The organism is Pseudomonas asplenii, from assembly GCF_001293465.1.
Classification (GTDB): domain Bacteria; phylum Pseudomonadota; class Gammaproteobacteria; order Pseudomonadales; family Pseudomonadaceae; genus Aquipseudomonas; species Aquipseudomonas fuscovaginae_B.
This window is the reverse complement of the sequence record NZ_JSYZ01000009.1, coordinates 550,364-567,163: the sequence shown is the minus strand read 5'-3', so window position 1 is coordinate 567,163 and position 16,800 is coordinate 550,364. Positions and strand designations below refer to the sequence as shown.

Here is a 16,800-nt window from a genome sequence, read left to right as displayed (position 1 = left end):
GGACCCATCACCGCATCACCCGAATCGAGGAACTGAACATGTCTAGCGTATGGCGCCCAGCCCTGAGCCTGTTGGCCCTGATGACCCTGATCACCGGCATCGCCTACCCCCTGGTGGTCACCGGCGTGGCCCAGGCCGTTTTCCCCGACCAGGCCAACGGCAGCCTGCTGGTCGATGCCGACGGCAAGGTCCGCGGCTCGTCGTTGATCGCCCAGGATTTCACCGGCGATGCCTGGTTTCACCCACGGCCGTCGGCCGGGGCCTTTGCCACGGTATCCAGTGGCGCGAGCAACCTGTCGCCGAGCAACCCGGCACTGGCGACACGGATTTTCGACGATGCGGCCAAGCAGGTCGTGCCCGGCCAGGGGCCGGTGCCGCTGGCGTTGCTGACCACTTCCGGCAGCGGCCTCGATCCGCACTTGCCACCGGCTGCGGTTCGCTATCAACTGGCACGGGTGGCGCAGGCGCGCAACCTGCCGGCGGCGACCGTGGAAAAACTGCTGGAAGCGCATATCGAGCAGCCGCTGATTGGCCCGCCGGTGGTCAATGTGCTTGCATTGAATGCGGCGCTGGCCGATATCTCGAAGTAAGCATGCTCCCAGGTAAAAGTGCGGTGATTCCTCTAGGAGCGTGGCTTGCCCGCGAACAGGCCCTCAAGGCCTGCTCAAATCCATGAAATCCCCGCATCGGGGCCAGTTCTATCAGTGGGAACCCAGTACATGAGTGATTCAGGCCGCGCCGACGCGCTGCTCGCCGAACTGCCCCGGACCGGTCGTGGCCGGCTCAAGGTGTTTCTCGGTGCCGCCCCGGGCGTGGGCAAGACCTATGCGATGCTGCAGGCGGCCCACACGCAACTGCGCCAGGGCGTGAAAGTACTGGCCGGCGTAGTGGAGACCCATGGTCGGGCGGAGACCGAGGCGCTGCTCTCGGGGTTGCCGCAACTGCCCCTGGTGCGTTCCGAGTACCGTGGCGTGCGGCTTGAGGAAATGGACCTCGACGGCCTGCTCAGGGCCCGGCCGAAACTGGTGCTGGTCGATGAGCTGGCCCACAGTAATGCACCCGGCAGCCGCCATCTGAAACGCTGGCAGGATGTTCAGGAACTGCTGGCCGCCGGCATCGACGTGTTCACCACGGTCAACGTCCAGCACCTGGAAAGCCTCAACGACCAGGTACGCGGTATCACCGGCGTGCAGGTGCGCGAGACCCTGCCCGACTGGGTCCTGCAGGAGGCCGACGAACTGCTGCTGATCGACCTGCCGCCACGGGAACTGCTCGAGCGCCTGCGCGACGGCAAGGTCTACGTGCCGGAACAGGCGCGGGCGGCGATCGATGCATTCTTCACCCAGACCAACCTCACCGCCCTGCGCGAATTGGCGATGCAGACCGCTGCCGCGCAGGTCGACAATGACCTGGCTCTTGGCTACCGCTCCCTCGGCCAGGATGCGCCGGCGATTCGCGGGCGCCTGCTGGTGGGCGTGGATGGCGATGCCCAGGCCGAGCGCCTGGTGCGCCATGCCAGCCGGGTGGCCCAGCGTCGGCACCTGCCCTGGAGCCTGGTCCATGTGGACAACGGCAGCAGCCGTGACGAACAGTCGCGACTGCGCCTGCAGAGCGCCCAGCAACTGGCCGAGCGACTGGGCGGCGAAGTGGTGCTGCTGCGGGCCGGCGAGGTGGCCAAGACCCTGATCCAGCACGCCGCCGAGCGCCGTGCCAGCCTGGTGCTGGTCGGCCAGTCGCGCCAACGCCTGCGTCGCCGGTTGTTCGGTGGCGGGCTGGCCGCGCGGCTGTTGCGCAATGCCCGCGGGCTGGAAATCAACGTCCTCGACAGCCAGGAGGAGCCACGCCAGCCCCGTGCCCGTGAACCCCATGCGGTCGTCTGGACCGACTACCTGCTGGCACTGCTGGCGACAGTATTGGCCAGCGCCCTGGCCTGGGGCGTGGCCAGTGTCCTGCCGTTGCCGAACATCTCCCTGGTGTTTCTGGCCGCGGTGCTGCTGGTGGCGGTGCGCAGCAGCCTGGGTCCGGCCCTGGCCTGTGCGGTGCTGTCATTCCTGACCTATGACTTCCTGTTCATCCCGCCGAGCTTTTCCTTCGAGATCCAGCGCGAAGAGGATGTGCTGACGCTGCTGTTCTTCCTGATGATGGCGGCGCTGACCGGCAACCTGGCCGCTCGCCAGCGCCGGCAGTTGCAGGCCCTGCGCGATACCCAGGAGGAAACCAGCGAACTGCTCGACCTGTCGCGCAAGCTGACCGCCGCCACCGACCGCCAGGCGGTGATCAGTGCGGCTTCGCAGCACCTCAGCGGTTGGGAAGAGCTGGAGCTGTGCCTGCTCAACCGTGACGGCCAGGGTGGCTGGAAGATCGAGAGCGGTGGCGCATTGAGCTTTTCCGAGGCCGAGCGCGCCGCCGCCGATTGGGCCTGGCAGCACGACCAGCCGGCCGGGATGGGCACCGGTACCTTGCCGTTCGGGCGCTGGTGGTGGTGGCCGTTGTCGGTGGAGGACGGCCCGCTGGCGCTGCTCGGCGTGCGTCCCCGCGAGGGCCAGTCATTGACCGGCCAGCGCCGTCGCCTGTTGACCGCGCTGAGCCAGCCATTGGCCCAGGCCCTGGCGCGGGCACGCTTGGCCGACGATCTGGAGGCGGCGCGCCTGCATGGGGAAACCGAGCAATTGCGCAGCGCCTTGCTGGCCTCGGTGTCCCATGACCTGCGCACGCCCCTGACCTCGATGCGTGGCAGCATCGACAGCCTGCTGGCCCTGGGCGAGGCGATCCCGCTGGCCGACCGCGTGGAGTTGCTGGAGGGCACCCGCGACGAGGCCGAGCGGCTTGACCGCTATATCCAGAACCTGCTGGATATGACCCGCCTGGGCCACGGCGCGCTGAAACTGGCGCGGGACTGGGTGGCGCCGGCGGATATCGTCGGCAGCGCGCTGAACCGGCTGCGAGCGGTACTGGCACCGTTGCAGGTCGGCACCCAGGTACCGGATGAACTGCCCTTGCTCTACGTGCATGCGGCGTTGATCGAGCAGGCCCTGGTCAACGTCATGGAAAACGCCGCGCGCTTTTCCCCTGCCCATGGCCGTCTGCAGATCCGCGCCGGCACCGCCGAGGGTGAACTGTTCTTCGCGGTCAGCGACGAGGGCCCGGGGATTCCCGAAGAAGAGCGCAGCAAGATCTTCGACATGTTCTACACCGCTGCCCGCGGCGATCGCGGCGGGCAGGGCACGGGGCTGGGGCTGGCGATCTGCCAGGGCATGGTCGGTGCCCATGGCGGGCATATCGCCGTGGCGGAGGGCATCGACGGGCAGGGTACCTGTATCACCCTGTTCCTGCCCCTGCAGGAGCAACCGGGATTTGAAAGTGAAGCCTGATATGCTTCGGCCACTTCTCAGTCAGATGCCGCAATCATGAGCCAGATATCGACCATCCTGGTCATCGACGATGAACCGCAGATTCGCAAGTTCCTGCGTATCAGCCTGGCGTCCCAGGGGTACAAGGTACTGGAGGCGGGTACCGGCACCGAGGGCCTGGCCCAGGCGGCGCTGAACAAGCCCGACCTGCTGGTGCTCGACCTCGGCTTGCCGGACATGGACGGCCAGCAGGTGCTGCGCGAGTTTCGCGAGTGGTCCGCGGCGCCGGTGCTGGTGCTGTCGGTGCGCGCCAGCGAGGCGCAGAAGGTCCAGGCCCTCGACGGTGGTGCCAACGACTATGTGACCAAGCCCTTCGGCATCCAGGAGTTCCTGGCGCGGATCCGTGCGCTGTTGCGCCAGGTACCGGCGGGCGAGGTCCAGGAGGCGGCCTTGAAGTTCGGCCCGCTGACCGTCGACCTGGCGTATCGCCGGGTGTCGCTGGATGGGGCGGAAGTGGCGTTGACGCGCAAGGAGTATGCGGTGCTGGCCCAGCTGGCACGGCATCCCGGGCGCGTCATCACCCAGCAGCAACTGCTCAAGGACATCTGGGGCCCCACCCACACCGAGGACAGCCACTACCTGCGGATCGTGGTCGGGCACCTGCGCCAGAAACTGGCGGACGACCCGACACGGCCACGTTTCATCGTCACCGAGGCCGGCGTCGGCTATCGCCTGCTCGATAACCAGGCCTGAGACACGATCCATCCACTACTGTGGACGCTGTGCGTGGTCCCTCGGTCTCAGCGCCGTTCCTCCTCGTAGCGATCCAGCGTATCGCGGGCGATCTCGCGGCCCAGGGCAATCAGCTCCGGCGCCTTGTAGAACTCGAAGAACCGGCACACGCGCTTGGGCACGTTGATCAGGATATCCGGCGGGTAGCCGGCGATCTTGTACTGCGCCAGCGACGTCTGCATCACTTCGAAACTCTGGTTGATCAGGTCCAGCAAGGACGCCGGGCCGACGTTGTCGACGATGAACGAACCCGTCGCCGACTTCGGCGCAGCAGCGACCTCGGGGGCCGCTGCCGGTTGCTGGGCCTCGGGATCGGCGGGGTCGAGCCAGGCATTGCTGAGGTCCGCCGAATCCGCGGCGAGGGTCTGCTGTTCCAGGCGCAGCAATTGCTCGGCCTGCTTGCGCCGGAACGGCAGGCGCGAGCCCATGGAACTGAGCAGGGCGTTGAAGCGGCTCTTGAAGGCCGGCGGACGCTGGATCACCGGCAACTGATACTGCTTCTGATTGGTGGCGTTGAGGTTGACGGCGATGATCAGGTCGCAGTGGCTGGAGACCACCGGCACGATCGGCAACGGGTTGAGCAGGCCGCCATCGACCAGCATGCGGTTGCCCTGCATGACCGGCGTGAACAGGCTCGGGATGGCCGCCGAGGCGCGCATGGCCTGGTGCAGGCAACCTTCCTGGAACCAGATTTCCTGCTGGTTGGTCAGGTCGGCGGCGACCGCCGTATAGGGGATGCGCAGGTCTTCGATATCGATTTCACCGACGATCTTGCGGATCTGGCCGAAGACCTTTTCGCCGCGGATCGCCCCCAGCCGGAAACTGACGTCGACCAGGCGCAGGACGTCGAGATAGTCCAGGCTCTCGATCCAGTTGCGGTACTCGTCGAGCTTGCCGGCGGCGTAGATTCCGCCGACCACCGCGCCCATCGAGCAACCGGCGATACAGGCGATCTCATAGCCGCGCCGTTCGATCTCCTCGATCACCCCGATATGCGCGTACCCCCGGGCCCCACCCGAGCCCAGTACCAATGCGACACGTTTTTTCATCATGCACTCCTTCCGGCCGGTGACTCACAATGCACCCAAGGCGGGCTGAGGTACAATCGCCGAGCTGTTCGAAAGGCCGGATGGCTTGCGTTCATGTGGATTGGCTAAGCTTGTGGAACGGGGCAAGGCACTTTTTGCCTGGCGCACCGTCATAAGCTGCACGACTGTTTTTTCTCTGAGGTGTCATCGATGAAAGCCTGGATCTGTGTGCCATTGATTGCATTGGCGTTGGCTGGTTGCGCGGGCAAGACCGCCTATCGCGAAACCTGTGGTACCCAGCTGGATGCCGCCTGGCGTGAACTGGACCTGGCCAAGGCCGAAGGCTTTGCCGGAACCGTGAGCTATTCCAAGGCGCTCTCGTTGCTGACCGGGGCCAAGACCCAGCAGCAGTTCGAGGCCTATGAGGGCTGCTCGGCCAAGGCCGAGAAAGCGCGTTTCTACATCCGCGAGTCGCGCGCCGGTCGTTGAACCCCGTGGCGAGGCGGGATGCCTGATCTTGCAGGAGCGCTTCTCCCTGGGAAAGCTGAAGGACTACTTCCCGTGGCAGTCGGATGTATTCGCGAAGAACGATAACGAGGTCTTGCTGAAAGACGCGTCGCCTCTTCGCGGATAAATCCGGCTACGACGGGGTTCCTGCGATAATATCTCCGGCGTTTCCCTCGTTTGGATGTCTGCCTATGCGCAGTAAGCTGGAAGCCTGCCTGCAGGCCGTCAACCAGGTGGTATTGGGCAAGGATGCGCAGGTCCGCCTGGCCCTGACCTGTCTTCTGGCCGACGGCCATCTGCTGATCGAGGATCTGCCCGGCATGGGCAAGACCACGCTCAGTCATACCCTGGCCAAGGTCCTTGGCCTGAGTTTTCAACGTATCCAGTTCACTTCCGACCTGCTGCCCAGCGATATTCTCGGCACCTCGGTGTTCGACAGGGATAGCGGCGCTTTCGTCTTCCATCCCGGGCCGATCTTCGCCGAGCTGGTGCTGGCCGATGAAATCAATCGCGCCACGCCCAAGAGCCAGAGCGCCCTGCTCGAAGCCATGGAGGAAGGCCAGGTGACCATCGAGGGCGCCACCCGGCCGTTGCCATCGCCGTTTTTCGTCATCGCCACGCAGAACCCCACCAGCCAGGGCGGCACCTTTGCCTTGCCCGAGTCGCAGCTCGATCGTTTCCTGATGCGCGTGTCCCTCGGTTATCCGGCCCGGGCGGCGGAAAAGGCGCTGTTGCAGGGCACCTCACGGCGGGACCTGTTGCCGCGGCTGCAACCGATCCTCAGCCATGGCGAACTGGCCGTGTTGCAGCAGGAGGTCAAGCAGGTCCGCGCCAGCGATGCGTTGGTGGACTATGTGCTGCGCCTGGTCGGTGCGACCCGCAGTGAAGCGCAATTCGCCTGGGGCCTGTCGCCGCGGGCGAGCCTGGCGATCCTTGCCGCCGCCCGGGCCTGGGCGTTGCTGGCCGGGCGGGACTATGTGATTCCGGAAGACGTGCAGGCGGTGTTGCCGGCGGTGATCGGCCATCGCCTGCGCGAGCGTGCCGACCCGGCCGGGCTGGGTGGTGGCGCCTTGGTGCAGTGGCTGTTGCGCGAGGTGCCGGCGCTTTGATGACCCGGCTGCGCACGGCGTGGCGGGCCTGGCTGGCCCGGCGCCTGCCGCCGTCGGCGCGGGTGGAGCTGACCCAGCGACGGATCTTCATCCTGCCCAACCGTACCGGTGGGGTGTTTGCTGCCTTGCTGCTGCTGATCCTGCTGGTGGCGATCAATTATCAGAACAGCCTCGCCTATGGCTTGTGCTTCCTGCTGTTGTCGCTGTTCGTCGTGGCGATCCTGCATACCTATCGCAACCTGCGGGGGCTGGTGCTGAGCGCCGGGGTCGGGCCGGCGGTGTTCGTCGGTGAGCAGGCGCGTTTCGTGGTCCGCCTGGAAAGCGCCGGCAAGAGCCACCAGGCGGTCCACCTCGGCTGGTCGGCCCGGGCGACCCAGGCGACCGATGTCCCGCCGGCGGGTTTCAGCGAGCTGGAACTGACCCGGCCGACCGTGGCGCGCGGCTGGCTGGCAGCCCCGCGGATCGGTGTGCGCAGCAGCTTCCCCCTGGGTATCCTGCGTGCCTGGAGCTGGGTCGACCTGGGGCAGCGGGTGCTGGTTTATCCACAGCCGCTGGAAGGTGAGCTGCCGGCCCTGGCCAGCCTGCCGGAGGATGAGCGGGAGGAGGGCGCGCGGGCCCACGGGCACGGCGTCGATGACTACCAGGGGCTCAAGCCCTACCAGCCCGGCGACTCCTGGCGTCGCTTGCACTGGAAGGCCTACTCCCGTGGACAAGGGCTGCTGATCAAGGATTTCGCCCGCCTCGAGGGTCGGGAACATTGCCTGGATTTCCTCGCCCTGGGCGGCGATGTCGAGCAGCGCCTGTCGCGTCTGTGCTATTGGGTGCTGGAGTTGACCCGTCGCCAGCAGCCATTCGCCTTGCAGTTGCCCGGTCGACGCCTGGCCACCGACAGCGGTGCGGCCCATTGCGAGGCGTGCCTGCGCGCCCTGGCGCTGTTCGGGCAAGAGGCATGAGTCACGTGACGACGATTTCCCGGGCCAGCCTGGTCTGGCTGTTGGTGGCCCAGGCCCTGGTCATGGTGCCGTTCTGGTTCCACGTGCCGTTGTGGATGGTCGCCTTCTGGCTCGGTTGCAGCTTCTGGCGTATCCAGGTGTATCGCATGCGCGCGGCCTTTCCCGGGCGGCTGCTGGAACTGCTGTTGCTGCTGTTCACCGTCGCCGGAATCTGGCTTTCGCGCAGCAGCCTGATCGGCCTGGACGCCGGCGCGGTGCTGCTGGTGGCGATGTTCATCCTCAAGCTGGTGGAAACCCGCACCCACCGCGATGCGCTGGTGCTGATATTTCTCGGCCTGTTCTGCGTGGCGGTGGCCTATCTGTTCGAGGACAGCCTGCCGTGGGCGGCCTACAGCCTGCTGCCGATCGGGGCCCTGCTGGCGGCCCTGATCGGCTTGCAGCAGGGACCCGGCACCCGGCCGGCGGCGACCTTGAAACTGGCCGCGACCCTGTTGGCGCAGGCCGTGCCGCTGATGCTGCTGTTGTTCCTGTTCTTCCCGCGGATCGCACCGCTATGGTCGTTGCCGTTGCCGAGCGACAAGGGCCTGAGCGGGCTGTCCGAAAACATGTCGCCGGCCGATGTCGCCGAACTCGGGCGCTCCGCCGACCTGGCGTTTCGTGCCAGTTTCGACGGCCCGCTGCCGCCGCGACGGGCGTTGTACTGGCGTGCCTTGACCCTGGAGCAGTTCGACGGCCGCCGCTGGAGCCAGTCGCCGGGCATCGCCTCGAGCCCGGCGCCGAAATGGCAGACCAGCGGTGAGCCCTGGCGCTACAGCATCCTCCTGCAACCGAGCGGCAAGCCCTGGCTGCCGACGCTGGATGTCGCCAGCAGTGATCTGGGCGATGTGCGCCAACTGGCGGACTATCGCCTGCAACGTCAGCGCCCGGTGCAACAGGCGCTGCTGTACCGGGCCAGTTCCTGGCCGCAGGTGTCACGCGACCCGCAGCTCGACGAACGGGCCCGCCGTCGCGCCCTGCAACTGCCGGCCCAGGGCGACCCGCGAACCCGCCAATGGGCGACCGAACTGCGGCGCACCTATCCACAGCCCGACGCGCTGGTGGCGGCGCTGCTCGGGCATTTTCACGACGAACCCTATCACTACACCCTCAGGCCGCCGACCCTGGGGCCCAACAGTATCGACGGCTTCCTGTTCGACAGCCGCCAGGGCTTCTGCGCGCACTTCGCCGGCGCCATGACCTATGTGCTGCGCGCGGCGGGCATTCCGGCGCGGGTGGTGGCCGGCTATCAGGGAGGCGAGTTGAATCCGGCCGGCCACTTTCTGACCGTGCGCCAGTACGACGCCCATGCCTGGGTCGAGTACTGGCAGGCCGGGCAGGGCTGGCGCAGTGTCGACCCGACCTACGCGGTGGCGCCGCAGCGCATCGACCAGGGCCTGGAGCAGGCCCTGGCGGCCGATGAGGGCGCGCCGGGGGCCTTGGCGTTCTCGCCGTTGCGGTACCGTCAGTTGAGCTGGCTCAACGAGTTGCGCCTGGGCTGGGATAACCTCAATTACGCCTGGCAACGCTGGGTCCTGGGCTATCAGGGCGAGCAGCAGTTGCAGATACTCGGGCGCTGGTTCGGCGACCTGGCCGGGGTGATGCTGCCGATCGGCCTGGTGCTGATCCTGGCATTGCTGTCGTTATGGCTGCTGCGCCCCTGGCAGGCGAAGGCCGATCCGCAACTGCGCGCGTTCATGACCTTTGAACGACTGCTGCGCCGCCGTGGCCTGGTCCGTGAGCCGGGCGAGGGACCACTGGCATTCGTCGAGCGCGCCGCCGCACAGTTGCCGCTGCAGGCGCCGGACATCCGTCGCTTTGGCGAGTTGTTCGTCAGCCAGCGCTATGCTGAAGAAACCCCGTCGATGGATGTATTGCAACAGGCGTTGCAGGCATTACGTCGCAGTCTTTGAAGTTCGATTTGGGAGGAAATGTCGATGTCGGCCCTGGTGGATCGTTTGGTGGCTCAGGTGTTGAACCTGCACGTGCGGTTGTTGGCCTGTCATGCGCGGGTCGATGCGCTGACCGATGACGAGGGCCTGCATGACCTGCGCATCGCCGTGCGCCGCCTGCGCAGCCTGCTGCGGCCATTGCGCGGATTGCCGGGTGTCGAGCAACTGGAGCAGGCGGCAGCCGAAGTGGGGCGCTCGACCACGCCGATCCGCGACCGCGAGGTGCTGGCGGCCTATCTGCACCGCCAGGGCCAGCATGCCGCGGCCACGCGGCGCACCGCGCAACTGTCCCAGGACTACTGGGCCGTGGCGCGCAGCAATGAACTGCGGCACCTGCTCGATGTACTCGATGCCTTCCCGCGTTTCCTCCGTGCCGCGGAGCGTCAGGGCCTGCTCAAGGGCTTGCGCAAGCGCATCGAGAAGCGCCTGGCCAAGCAGTGGCAGGCCCTGGACGAGGCCTTGCACGCACCGGGGCACGACCGCCATCGCCTGCGTCTGCTGATCAAGCGGGTGCGTTACGCCGCCGAAGCCTACCCGGAACTGGACCGGCTGCCGGCACCGGCATTGCGGCGGCTCAAGGGGGCCCAGGAAGCTCTGGGCGACTGGCATGACTGCTGGCAATGGTTGCTCCAGGCCCAGACCCAGGAGGACCTGCAACCCTGCGTCAAGGGTTGGCGCCATACCATGGCTCGCGCCGAAGGCAAGTCGGACCGGATGCTGGAGAAACTGAGCAGCAGCTGTTTCCCCTGAGATGACGACCTGTATGGCGGGTCATTTGGCTGGAATGGACGCTTTACCTCGCGAAGAGGCTGGTTAAGATTCACTTCCATGATGCAAGTAGGGTGGCCTGTGTGGTTCATTCGCTTGCTCAATTTCGGTCCAGGGCTGCGTTGCCATTCTCGCCGTAGCGTGACTGCGAGGGGTCATGGCGTCTTGCCAGGCAACCCCCAGGGCTCGAATTTGGGTAGGCGAACCAATCTTGTGGGCCACTGGCTTGCAGCGGGTTTCAGGGAATTCTTGTCCAGCCGAGGTGTGCATGCGCTTTTCCGATTTGCTCGAAGGGGTTCGTCGCGACCCCCAGGCTCTTGTCATTCCGGTCGAATGGGGCCAGGGGCGCGCCTCGTTCGGCGGCCTGGTGGTCGCGCTCCAGTACGAAGCCATGCGCGCCCGGGTGCCGGCTGATCGCCCTGTACGTTCGCTGGCGGTGACCTTTGTCGGTCCGGTCGAGCCAGGGGTGCCGGTCAGTTTCGAGGTCGAGGTGCTGCGCGAAGGCAAGGCGGTCAGCCAGGTGCTCGGGCGGGCGCTGCAGAACGGTCAGGTGGTGACTCTGGTGCAGGGCAGCTTCGGTGCCTCCCGGGAGTCGGCGGTGGCGATGGCGGCCGAGCCGGCGCCGGACATGAAGCACTGGGACCAGTGCCAGGAACTGCCGTACGTCAAGGGCGTGACGCCGGAGTTCATGCAGCACCTGGCGATGCGCTGGGCGGTTGGCGGCTTTCCGTTCACCGGCAACACTTCGCGGGAGATGGGCGGCTGGGTGCGCCTGCGTGGTGATGTCGAGCAGGAGCCACTGAACGAGGCGCACCTGCTGGCCCTGGTGGATGCCTGGCCGCCGGCGCTGTTGCCGCACCTGAAGAAGCTGGCGGCGGGCAGTACCCTGACCTGGACCATCGAGTTCGTGCAACCGCTGCTGGAGCTCGACACCCTGGACTGGTGCAAGTACCTGGCGGTGATCGAGCATGCCCGCGATGGCTACGGGCATGTGGCGGCAGCGCTGTGGAGCCCGGATGACCGGCTGATCGCTCTTAGCCGACAGACCGTCACGGTATTCGGCTGACTGGCGCTGTGTGTGGGAGCCGAGGTACTTATTTTGGGATAGGAATCCCCCCAAGGGTTGGATGGGTGTCCAACTTCTTGGGGGCAGTCCGGGACCGTGTGCTCCTACAGGAGGGGTGTGCTTTCGGCGTCCGGTTACTAGGCTTCGAGCGTCTGCCGCTTGCGCTGCACTGCGCTGGCGGCGACCAGGCCGATCACGCCGATGGCGACGTTGGTCAGGTCCTGGGTGAACACTCCGCTGGCCAGCAGCAGGAAGGCCAGGGCAAACAGGATCACCGAGAGCAGCTGCAGGCCTTCGCGGGTGCCATCGTTCGAGTGTTGCGGCGCAACGCGCCATTGCCAGGCGGGAAGGTTGGGATGACGTTTGCCCATGGTTGTGCCCCTTGGTTCGTGGATTCGATGGACCAAGAATAAGCCGGGCAAACGTCGGCGACGAATCAACTGTTGCTATCGCACCTATAGCTTGAGCTGGCCAATGGCCCTGTTCAGTTCACCGGCCAGGGTCGCCAGTTCATTGCTGGTGCTGGCCGAGTCCACGGTCTGTTGCACGGTGTTTTCGGTGACATCCCGGATGCTCACCACGGCCCGGTTCATCTCCTCGGCGACCTGACTCTGCTGCTCGGCGGCCACGGCGATCTGGGTATTGCTCTCGCGCATCTGCGCGACCGCGCCGGTGATTTCGGCCAGGGCGGCCCCGGCCTCCTGGGCCTGCTGTACGCAGTCGTCGGCCTTGAACGAGCTTTCCTGCATGAAATCCACGGCATCGCGGGTGCCGGACTGCAGGGCCGAGACCATGGTGGTGATTTCATCGGTGGAGGTCTGCACACGCTTGGCCAGGTTGCGCACCTCGTCGGCGACCACCGCGAAACCCCGGCCCATTTCACCGGCCCGGGCGGCTTCGATCGCCGCGTTCAGGGCGAGCAGGTTGGTCTGCTCGGCGATGCTGTGGATCACACTGACCACGCCGTTGATCTTCTGGCTGTCCTCGGCCAGGCGCTGGATCATCTCGGCGGTCTGCTGTACGCCGCTGGACAGGCCGGCGATCGACTGCTGGACACGGCTGACCACTTCCTGGCCGCTGCCGGCCAGGGTGTCGGCGGTTTTCGACAGGTCGCGGGTGGCGCCGGCATGCTGGGCGATGTGATAGACCGTCGCGGTCATCTCGTTGATGGCAGTGGCGGCCTGGTCGGTTTCGCTCTGCTGGCCGAGCATGCCGTGCTGCACATCGTTCATGCTCGAGGCCAGGCGCGCCGCGCCGACATCCAACTGCGCGGCGGTGCGGGCGACGGTGCCGACCACGCGCTGGTAGCCGGCCTGCATGGCGTTGAAGGCGCTGGCCATCTGGCCGACTTCATCCTTGCACGCCAGCGGCACGCGGGCGGACAGGTCGCCGGTCTTTTCCACGTGCAGCATCACGTCCTTGAGGGTGTTGAGCTGGCTGAGCAGGAAACGGATCAGCAACTGCGAGGCGCAGAGCATCGCCAGCATCAGGATGAACACGGCCACGGCGTATTGGGTGAAGCGCTCGCCGAACACCTGCGCCAGGCTCGGCGCGTAGGCGAGTACGGCCACCCGCTGGGTGCCATGGCTGACCACTTCGGCACCGAGCAAAGGGTTGTCGCCGAACAGCGGCATGTAGTCGTATCCGACCCAGCCCTGGGCGTCGCTCAGGCGTGGCAGCATCTGGCCGTTGAGGCTGGGCGTCTGGCCGCTCTGGAACACCAGCAACTGGTCGTTCTGCGGCAGGGGCTGGCCGGCGGGCCAGCTGGCCAGCAGCCGCGCCTCGGCCTGGGCGGCGGCGCGCGCGGCGTCGGTGCGGGCCTGCTGCTCCAACTGTACCGCGTACAGCACCAGCAACAGGGTGGTGACGAAGGCCACTGCGTTGACGGCCCAGAATTTGTATTTCAGCGAGATATTGCTAAGCCAGGCACCCATGGAAGGTCTTCTCTGATTGAGCGGAAACAGTATTGGCAAGGTGCCATCATTGTGTCCCGCGCAAAGTGAAGACGTGTTGATATGGGTCAAGCAATCGGCGGCAGGCCAAAGAACGCCCGGGCGCAGGCGCTGCTGTGGGCGGCCAGGTCGGCCTCGGTTTCGCCGCGGTGCAGGGCCACTTCACGCAGGACTTCGGTGAGGAATGCCGGTTCGTTGCGTCCGTTCTTCGGCTTGGGCCGCAGGCTGCGGGGCAGCAGGTAGGGCGCATCGCTCTCCAGCATCAGACGGCCACGGGGAATTTCCCGTACCAGCGGGTGCAGGTGGGTGCCGCGGCGTTCGTCGCAGATCCAGCCGGTGATGCCGATGTGCAGGTCCAGGTCCAGATAGCTGAACAGCGCCCGCTGTTCGCCGGTGAAGCAGTGCACCACGGCGGCCGGCAGGCGGTCGCGGTAGTCGCGCAGGATCTGCAGCAGGCGCGGGTTGGCATCGCGTTCGTGGAGGAACACCGGCAGTTGCAGTTCCACCGCCAGGGCCAGGTGTTCCTCGAGGACTTTTTCCTGTTGTGGGCGTGGCGAGAAATCGCGGTTGAAATCCAGCCCGCATTCACCGACCGCGCAGACGTTGGCTTCCCTGAGCAGGGTTTTCAGACGAGCGGCACTGTCGGCATTCCAGTCGCTGGCGGAGTGGGGGTGGATACCGGCCGTGGCGAACAGCTGGCGACGGCTCTCATCCAGCGTCCGGCATAGCTCCAGGGCCTGCTCGCTGCCCTCGATGCTGGTGCCGGTGACGACCAGTTGGCAGACCCCGGCGGCCTGTGCGCGGTCGAGTATTTCCCGGTGTTTTCCGGAAAAAGCCGAGTTGGTCAGGTTGACGCCGATATCGATGAGTTGCATGGTTCGTCCTCAGGCCGCAGGCCACAAAGCATATCAGAGCTGTAGATTTATAATAAAAACCAAGAACTACAACGAGTTATGACTGTCTTTTAAGGCCGCAAGCGAGCAGTGCCAGCCTTCAGGCCGCTGCCGTACCCGTCTTGCGCACCTTGATTCGCGTTCACAGAGACGCTCGGTTCCAACGACCCGTACCAGGCCATGGGGCTTGCGGCGGGACAGTATTCTTTGCGGAGAACGGATGAAGCGACCCTCGCTGTTGCTCCTGCTGTGCCTGTTCCTGCTGCCGTTGCCGGCGGTAGCGCGGCTGGCTGGGCCATTGGAAATCGGCCATCCGGGCAAGGTCCGCGACCTGGCGGAGATCCGCGGCAGCCGTGTCCTGCGGGTGCTGGTCAACCAGAGTCGCAACAGCTCGGGAGAAATCCAGGGCGAGGCGATCGGGGTCGAGTACCACCGGCTGCGGGCCTTTGAGCAGTACCTGAACGGGCATGCCCGGGACAATCAGGAAATCACCCTCAAGCTCATCCCCAAGGCCAAGGACCAGTTGCTCGGCGCACTGCAGCGGGGTGAAGGCGACCTGGTCGCGCCGGGCGAACTGCTCGAGGCGCAAGCCGGGCATGCGGTCAGCGCCAGCGAGCCGATCGGCAACCCGGTGCCGCTGCTGCTGGTGGGGCTCAAGGGGGAAAAGCGCATTACCCGGGTCGAACAGCTTTCCGGACGCACGCTGACCCTAGCCACCGGCAGCGCCGCCGCCGATGCGGTGAACCAGATCAACCAGAAGCTGGCCTTGCACAAGCTGGCGCCGGTGAAGGTCGAGTGGGTCGACCCGAGCCTGGCGGTGGAGGACGTGCTGGAAATGGTCCAGGGCGGGATCTTTCACCTGACCGTCGTCGAGCAGCCGATTGCCGAGCGCTGGGCCAGGATCATGCCCAAGCTGCGCTTCGACCGGCAGGTGCTGGTCGGCGAGCCGGGACAGATGCGCTGGTTCGTGCGGCGTGACGCGTCGATGTTGCTGGCCAGCATCGATCGTTTTTTCAAGACCTACAAATCGCCCTCCGACCAGGATGCGGCCTTCCTGCGCATCTATCGGCGCCTGTACCAGGTGCATTACCCGCTGGCCCGCGATGACCGGCAGAAGCTGGAGAAGCTGCGTCCGGTGCTGCAGCGGCATGCCCAGGCCCAGGGTATCGACTGGCTGAACCTGGCGGCGCTGGCGTTCAAGGAGTCGGCGCTGGACCCCAACGCCCGTGGCGCGAGCGGTGCCACCGGGTTGTTGCAGATCACCCCGTCGGCGGCCCAGCGGGTCGGGGTGGGCAATATCCAGAATGTCGATAACAACGTGCAGGCCGCGGCCCGCTACCTGGCGATGATCCGCCGCAAGTTCTTCGCCAGCCCCAAGCTCAACGAACGCGAACGCATGGCCTTTGTCCTGGCCGCCTACAACATGGGCCCCGAGCGGGTCCAGGGCATGCGCACCGAGGCGCGGCGGCGCGGCCTGAATCCCAACCAGTGGTTTTTCCAGGTTGAACGGGTGGCGATGGAGCAGGTAGGAATGGCTCCGGTCAACTATGTTAATAGTGTGAACAAGTATTACCTGGCGTTCGATCGGGAGCGCGGTTCCCTGGAAAGGGATTCTCTGGAACACAACGGAAGGAAGATTGTCTCACGGAAATGATCGAATAGTTCGATTGTTATGTCAGGTTTTTTGCGCTTTTTTCATTTTAAAAACTGATTAGTATGGCGCCCATCAACTCGACATTTGAATTAAGGATTCAACCATGAGCACTCTGACCCAACGCGTTCTGAACACCCGTGCCGGCTACGGCCTCACCGTCCTGCGGATTCTGGTGGGCATCATCTTCGCCGCCCACGGCGCGCAAAAACTCTTCGGCCTGTTCGGTGGCTATGGCCTGGCGGGTACCGCACAGTGGATGGAAAGCATCGGCCTGGCACCGGGCCACCTGATGGCGCTGCTGGCTGGCGGCACCGAGTTCTTCGGCGGCCTGGCGCTGATCATCGGCCTGCTGGCACGTCCTGCGGCGTTGGGCCTGACCTTCACCCTGGTGGTGGCGATCCTCTCGGTGCACATCCACAACGGCCTGTTCATGAGCAACAACGGCTACGAGTTCGCCCTGGCGCTACTGGGTGGCACCCTCGCCGTGCTGATCGAAGGCGCCGGCAAGGCCTCGGTCGATGGCATCATCAACCGCTGATATCCCCCGATGATCACCAAAGGCCCGCACTTGCGGGCCTTTTTCGTTGTCATGCTTTTACGGGACACCGTCCGGCGCGATTCTTGACAGTGCCCCCCGCGCTTCTCTAGGATGCTTGGCATGCGCCGATTTAAACAGCTACTTGCGGGGCGCCAGGGGAGTCCACAGCACTCCGCCAGAGGCCTGGTCCAGGCTTCGAAAT

Annotated in this window: 15 protein-coding genes; 11 read left to right on the top strand and 4 right to left on the bottom strand. The window is 65.7% G+C overall.

Translation table 11 applies throughout. From position 1 onward, the window contains the following. Positions 1-38 precede the first annotated feature (38 nt). The 3 genes from kdpC (at position 39) to PF66_RS14370 (ending at position 4,103) form a co-directional block, all read left to right on the top strand. The gene (gene kdpC / locus PF66_RS14380) at positions 39-590 is read left to right on the top strand and encodes a potassium-transporting ATPase subunit KdpC (RefSeq protein WP_054063060.1); all 552 of its coding nucleotides are present in this window, start codon (positions 39-41) and stop codon (positions 588-590) included. A 129-nt stretch (positions 591-719) separates the two neighbouring features. Beyond that, positions 720-3,371 carry a sensor histidine kinase gene (locus tag PF66_RS14375; RefSeq protein ID WP_054063059.1) on the top strand — a complete coding sequence of 884 codons (2,652 nt, stop codon included), beginning with the start codon at positions 720-722 and terminating at the stop codon, positions 3,369-3,371. A gap of 36 nt (positions 3,372-3,407) precedes the next feature. Beyond that, the gene (locus tag PF66_RS14370) at positions 3,408-4,103 is read left to right on the top strand and encodes a response regulator (RefSeq protein WP_054063058.1); all 696 of its coding nucleotides are present in this window, start codon (positions 3,408-3,410) and stop codon (positions 4,101-4,103) included. A 47-nt stretch (positions 4,104-4,150) separates the two neighbouring features. Here the strand turns inward: PF66_RS14370 and PF66_RS14365 are convergent, their stop codons facing one another. After that, positions 4,151-5,191 (bottom strand): patatin-like phospholipase family protein, encoded by a 1,041-nt coding sequence (locus PF66_RS14365; protein WP_054063057.1) that lies wholly within the window; start codon positions 5,189-5,191, stop codon positions 4,151-4,153. A gap of 189 nt (positions 5,192-5,380) precedes the next feature. Between PF66_RS14365 and PF66_RS14360 the strand changes: the two genes are divergently transcribed. From PF66_RS14360 to PF66_RS14335, 6 genes are all read left to right on the top strand, one after another. Continuing rightward, a complete protein-coding gene (locus tag PF66_RS14360; RefSeq protein WP_017902690.1) occupies positions 5,381-5,659 on the top strand; it encodes a hypothetical protein in 279 nt (92 codons plus the stop codon). 209 nt (positions 5,660-5,868) lie between these two features. Beyond that, entirely contained in the window at positions 5,869-6,786 is a 918-nt protein-coding gene (locus PF66_RS14355) for an AAA family ATPase (protein WP_054063056.1), read from the top strand. Then, positions 6,756-7,739, top strand: a complete 984-nt coding sequence (locus tag PF66_RS14350; protein WP_193394206.1) for a DUF58 domain-containing protein — start codon at positions 6,756-6,758, stop codon at positions 7,737-7,739. Before PF66_RS14355 ends, PF66_RS14350 begins: the two co-directional genes overlap by 31 nt. After that, positions 7,736-9,688 carry a transglutaminase TgpA family protein gene (locus PF66_RS14345; protein ID WP_054063054.1) on the top strand — a complete coding sequence of 651 codons (1,953 nt, stop codon included), beginning with the start codon at positions 7,736-7,738 and terminating at the stop codon, positions 9,686-9,688. Before PF66_RS14350 ends, PF66_RS14345 begins: the two co-directional genes overlap by 4 nt. 24 nt (positions 9,689-9,712) lie before the next feature. Next, on the top strand, positions 9,713-10,477 hold the full coding sequence (locus PF66_RS14340; protein ID WP_054063053.1) for a CHAD domain-containing protein: 765 nt from the start codon (positions 9,713-9,715) through the stop codon (positions 10,475-10,477). Positions 10,478-10,763: 286 nt separating this feature from the next. After that, positions 10,764-11,561 carry an acyl-CoA thioesterase gene (locus PF66_RS14335; RefSeq protein WP_054063052.1) on the top strand — a complete coding sequence of 266 codons (798 nt, stop codon included), beginning with the start codon at positions 10,764-10,766 and terminating at the stop codon, positions 11,559-11,561. Between the two features lie 137 nt (positions 11,562-11,698). Here the strand turns inward: PF66_RS14335 and PF66_RS14330 are convergent, their stop codons facing one another. From PF66_RS14330 to PF66_RS14320, 3 genes are all read right to left on the bottom strand, one after another. After that, positions 11,699-11,932 carry a hypothetical protein gene (locus tag PF66_RS14330; protein ID WP_054061531.1) on the bottom strand — a complete coding sequence of 78 codons (234 nt, stop codon included), beginning with the start codon at positions 11,930-11,932 and terminating at the stop codon, positions 11,699-11,701. A gap of 84 nt (positions 11,933-12,016) precedes the next feature. Next, entirely contained in the window at positions 12,017-13,495 is a 1,479-nt protein-coding gene (locus tag PF66_RS14325) for a methyl-accepting chemotaxis protein (RefSeq protein WP_054063051.1), read from the bottom strand. Positions 13,496-13,581: 86 nt separating this feature from the next. Further along, the gene (locus tag PF66_RS14320; protein ID WP_054063050.1) at positions 13,582-14,388 is read right to left on the bottom strand and encodes a TatD family hydrolase; all 807 of its coding nucleotides are present in this window, start codon (positions 14,386-14,388) and stop codon (positions 13,582-13,584) included. Positions 14,389-14,626: 238 nt separating this feature from the next. Between PF66_RS14320 and PF66_RS14315 the strand changes: the two genes are divergently transcribed. Together PF66_RS14315 and PF66_RS14310 are read left to right on the top strand one after the other, a co-directional pair. Beyond that, positions 14,627-16,060 (top strand): transglycosylase SLT domain-containing protein, encoded by a 1,434-nt coding sequence (locus PF66_RS14315; protein ID WP_054063049.1) that lies wholly within the window; start codon positions 14,627-14,629, stop codon positions 16,058-16,060. Positions 16,061-16,163: 103 nt separating this feature from the next. Further along, positions 16,164-16,598: a DoxX family protein gene (locus PF66_RS14310; RefSeq protein WP_054060668.1), complete on the top strand. Its 435-nt coding sequence runs from the start codon at positions 16,164-16,166 to the stop codon at positions 16,596-16,598. Positions 16,599-16,800 lie beyond the last annotated feature (202 nt).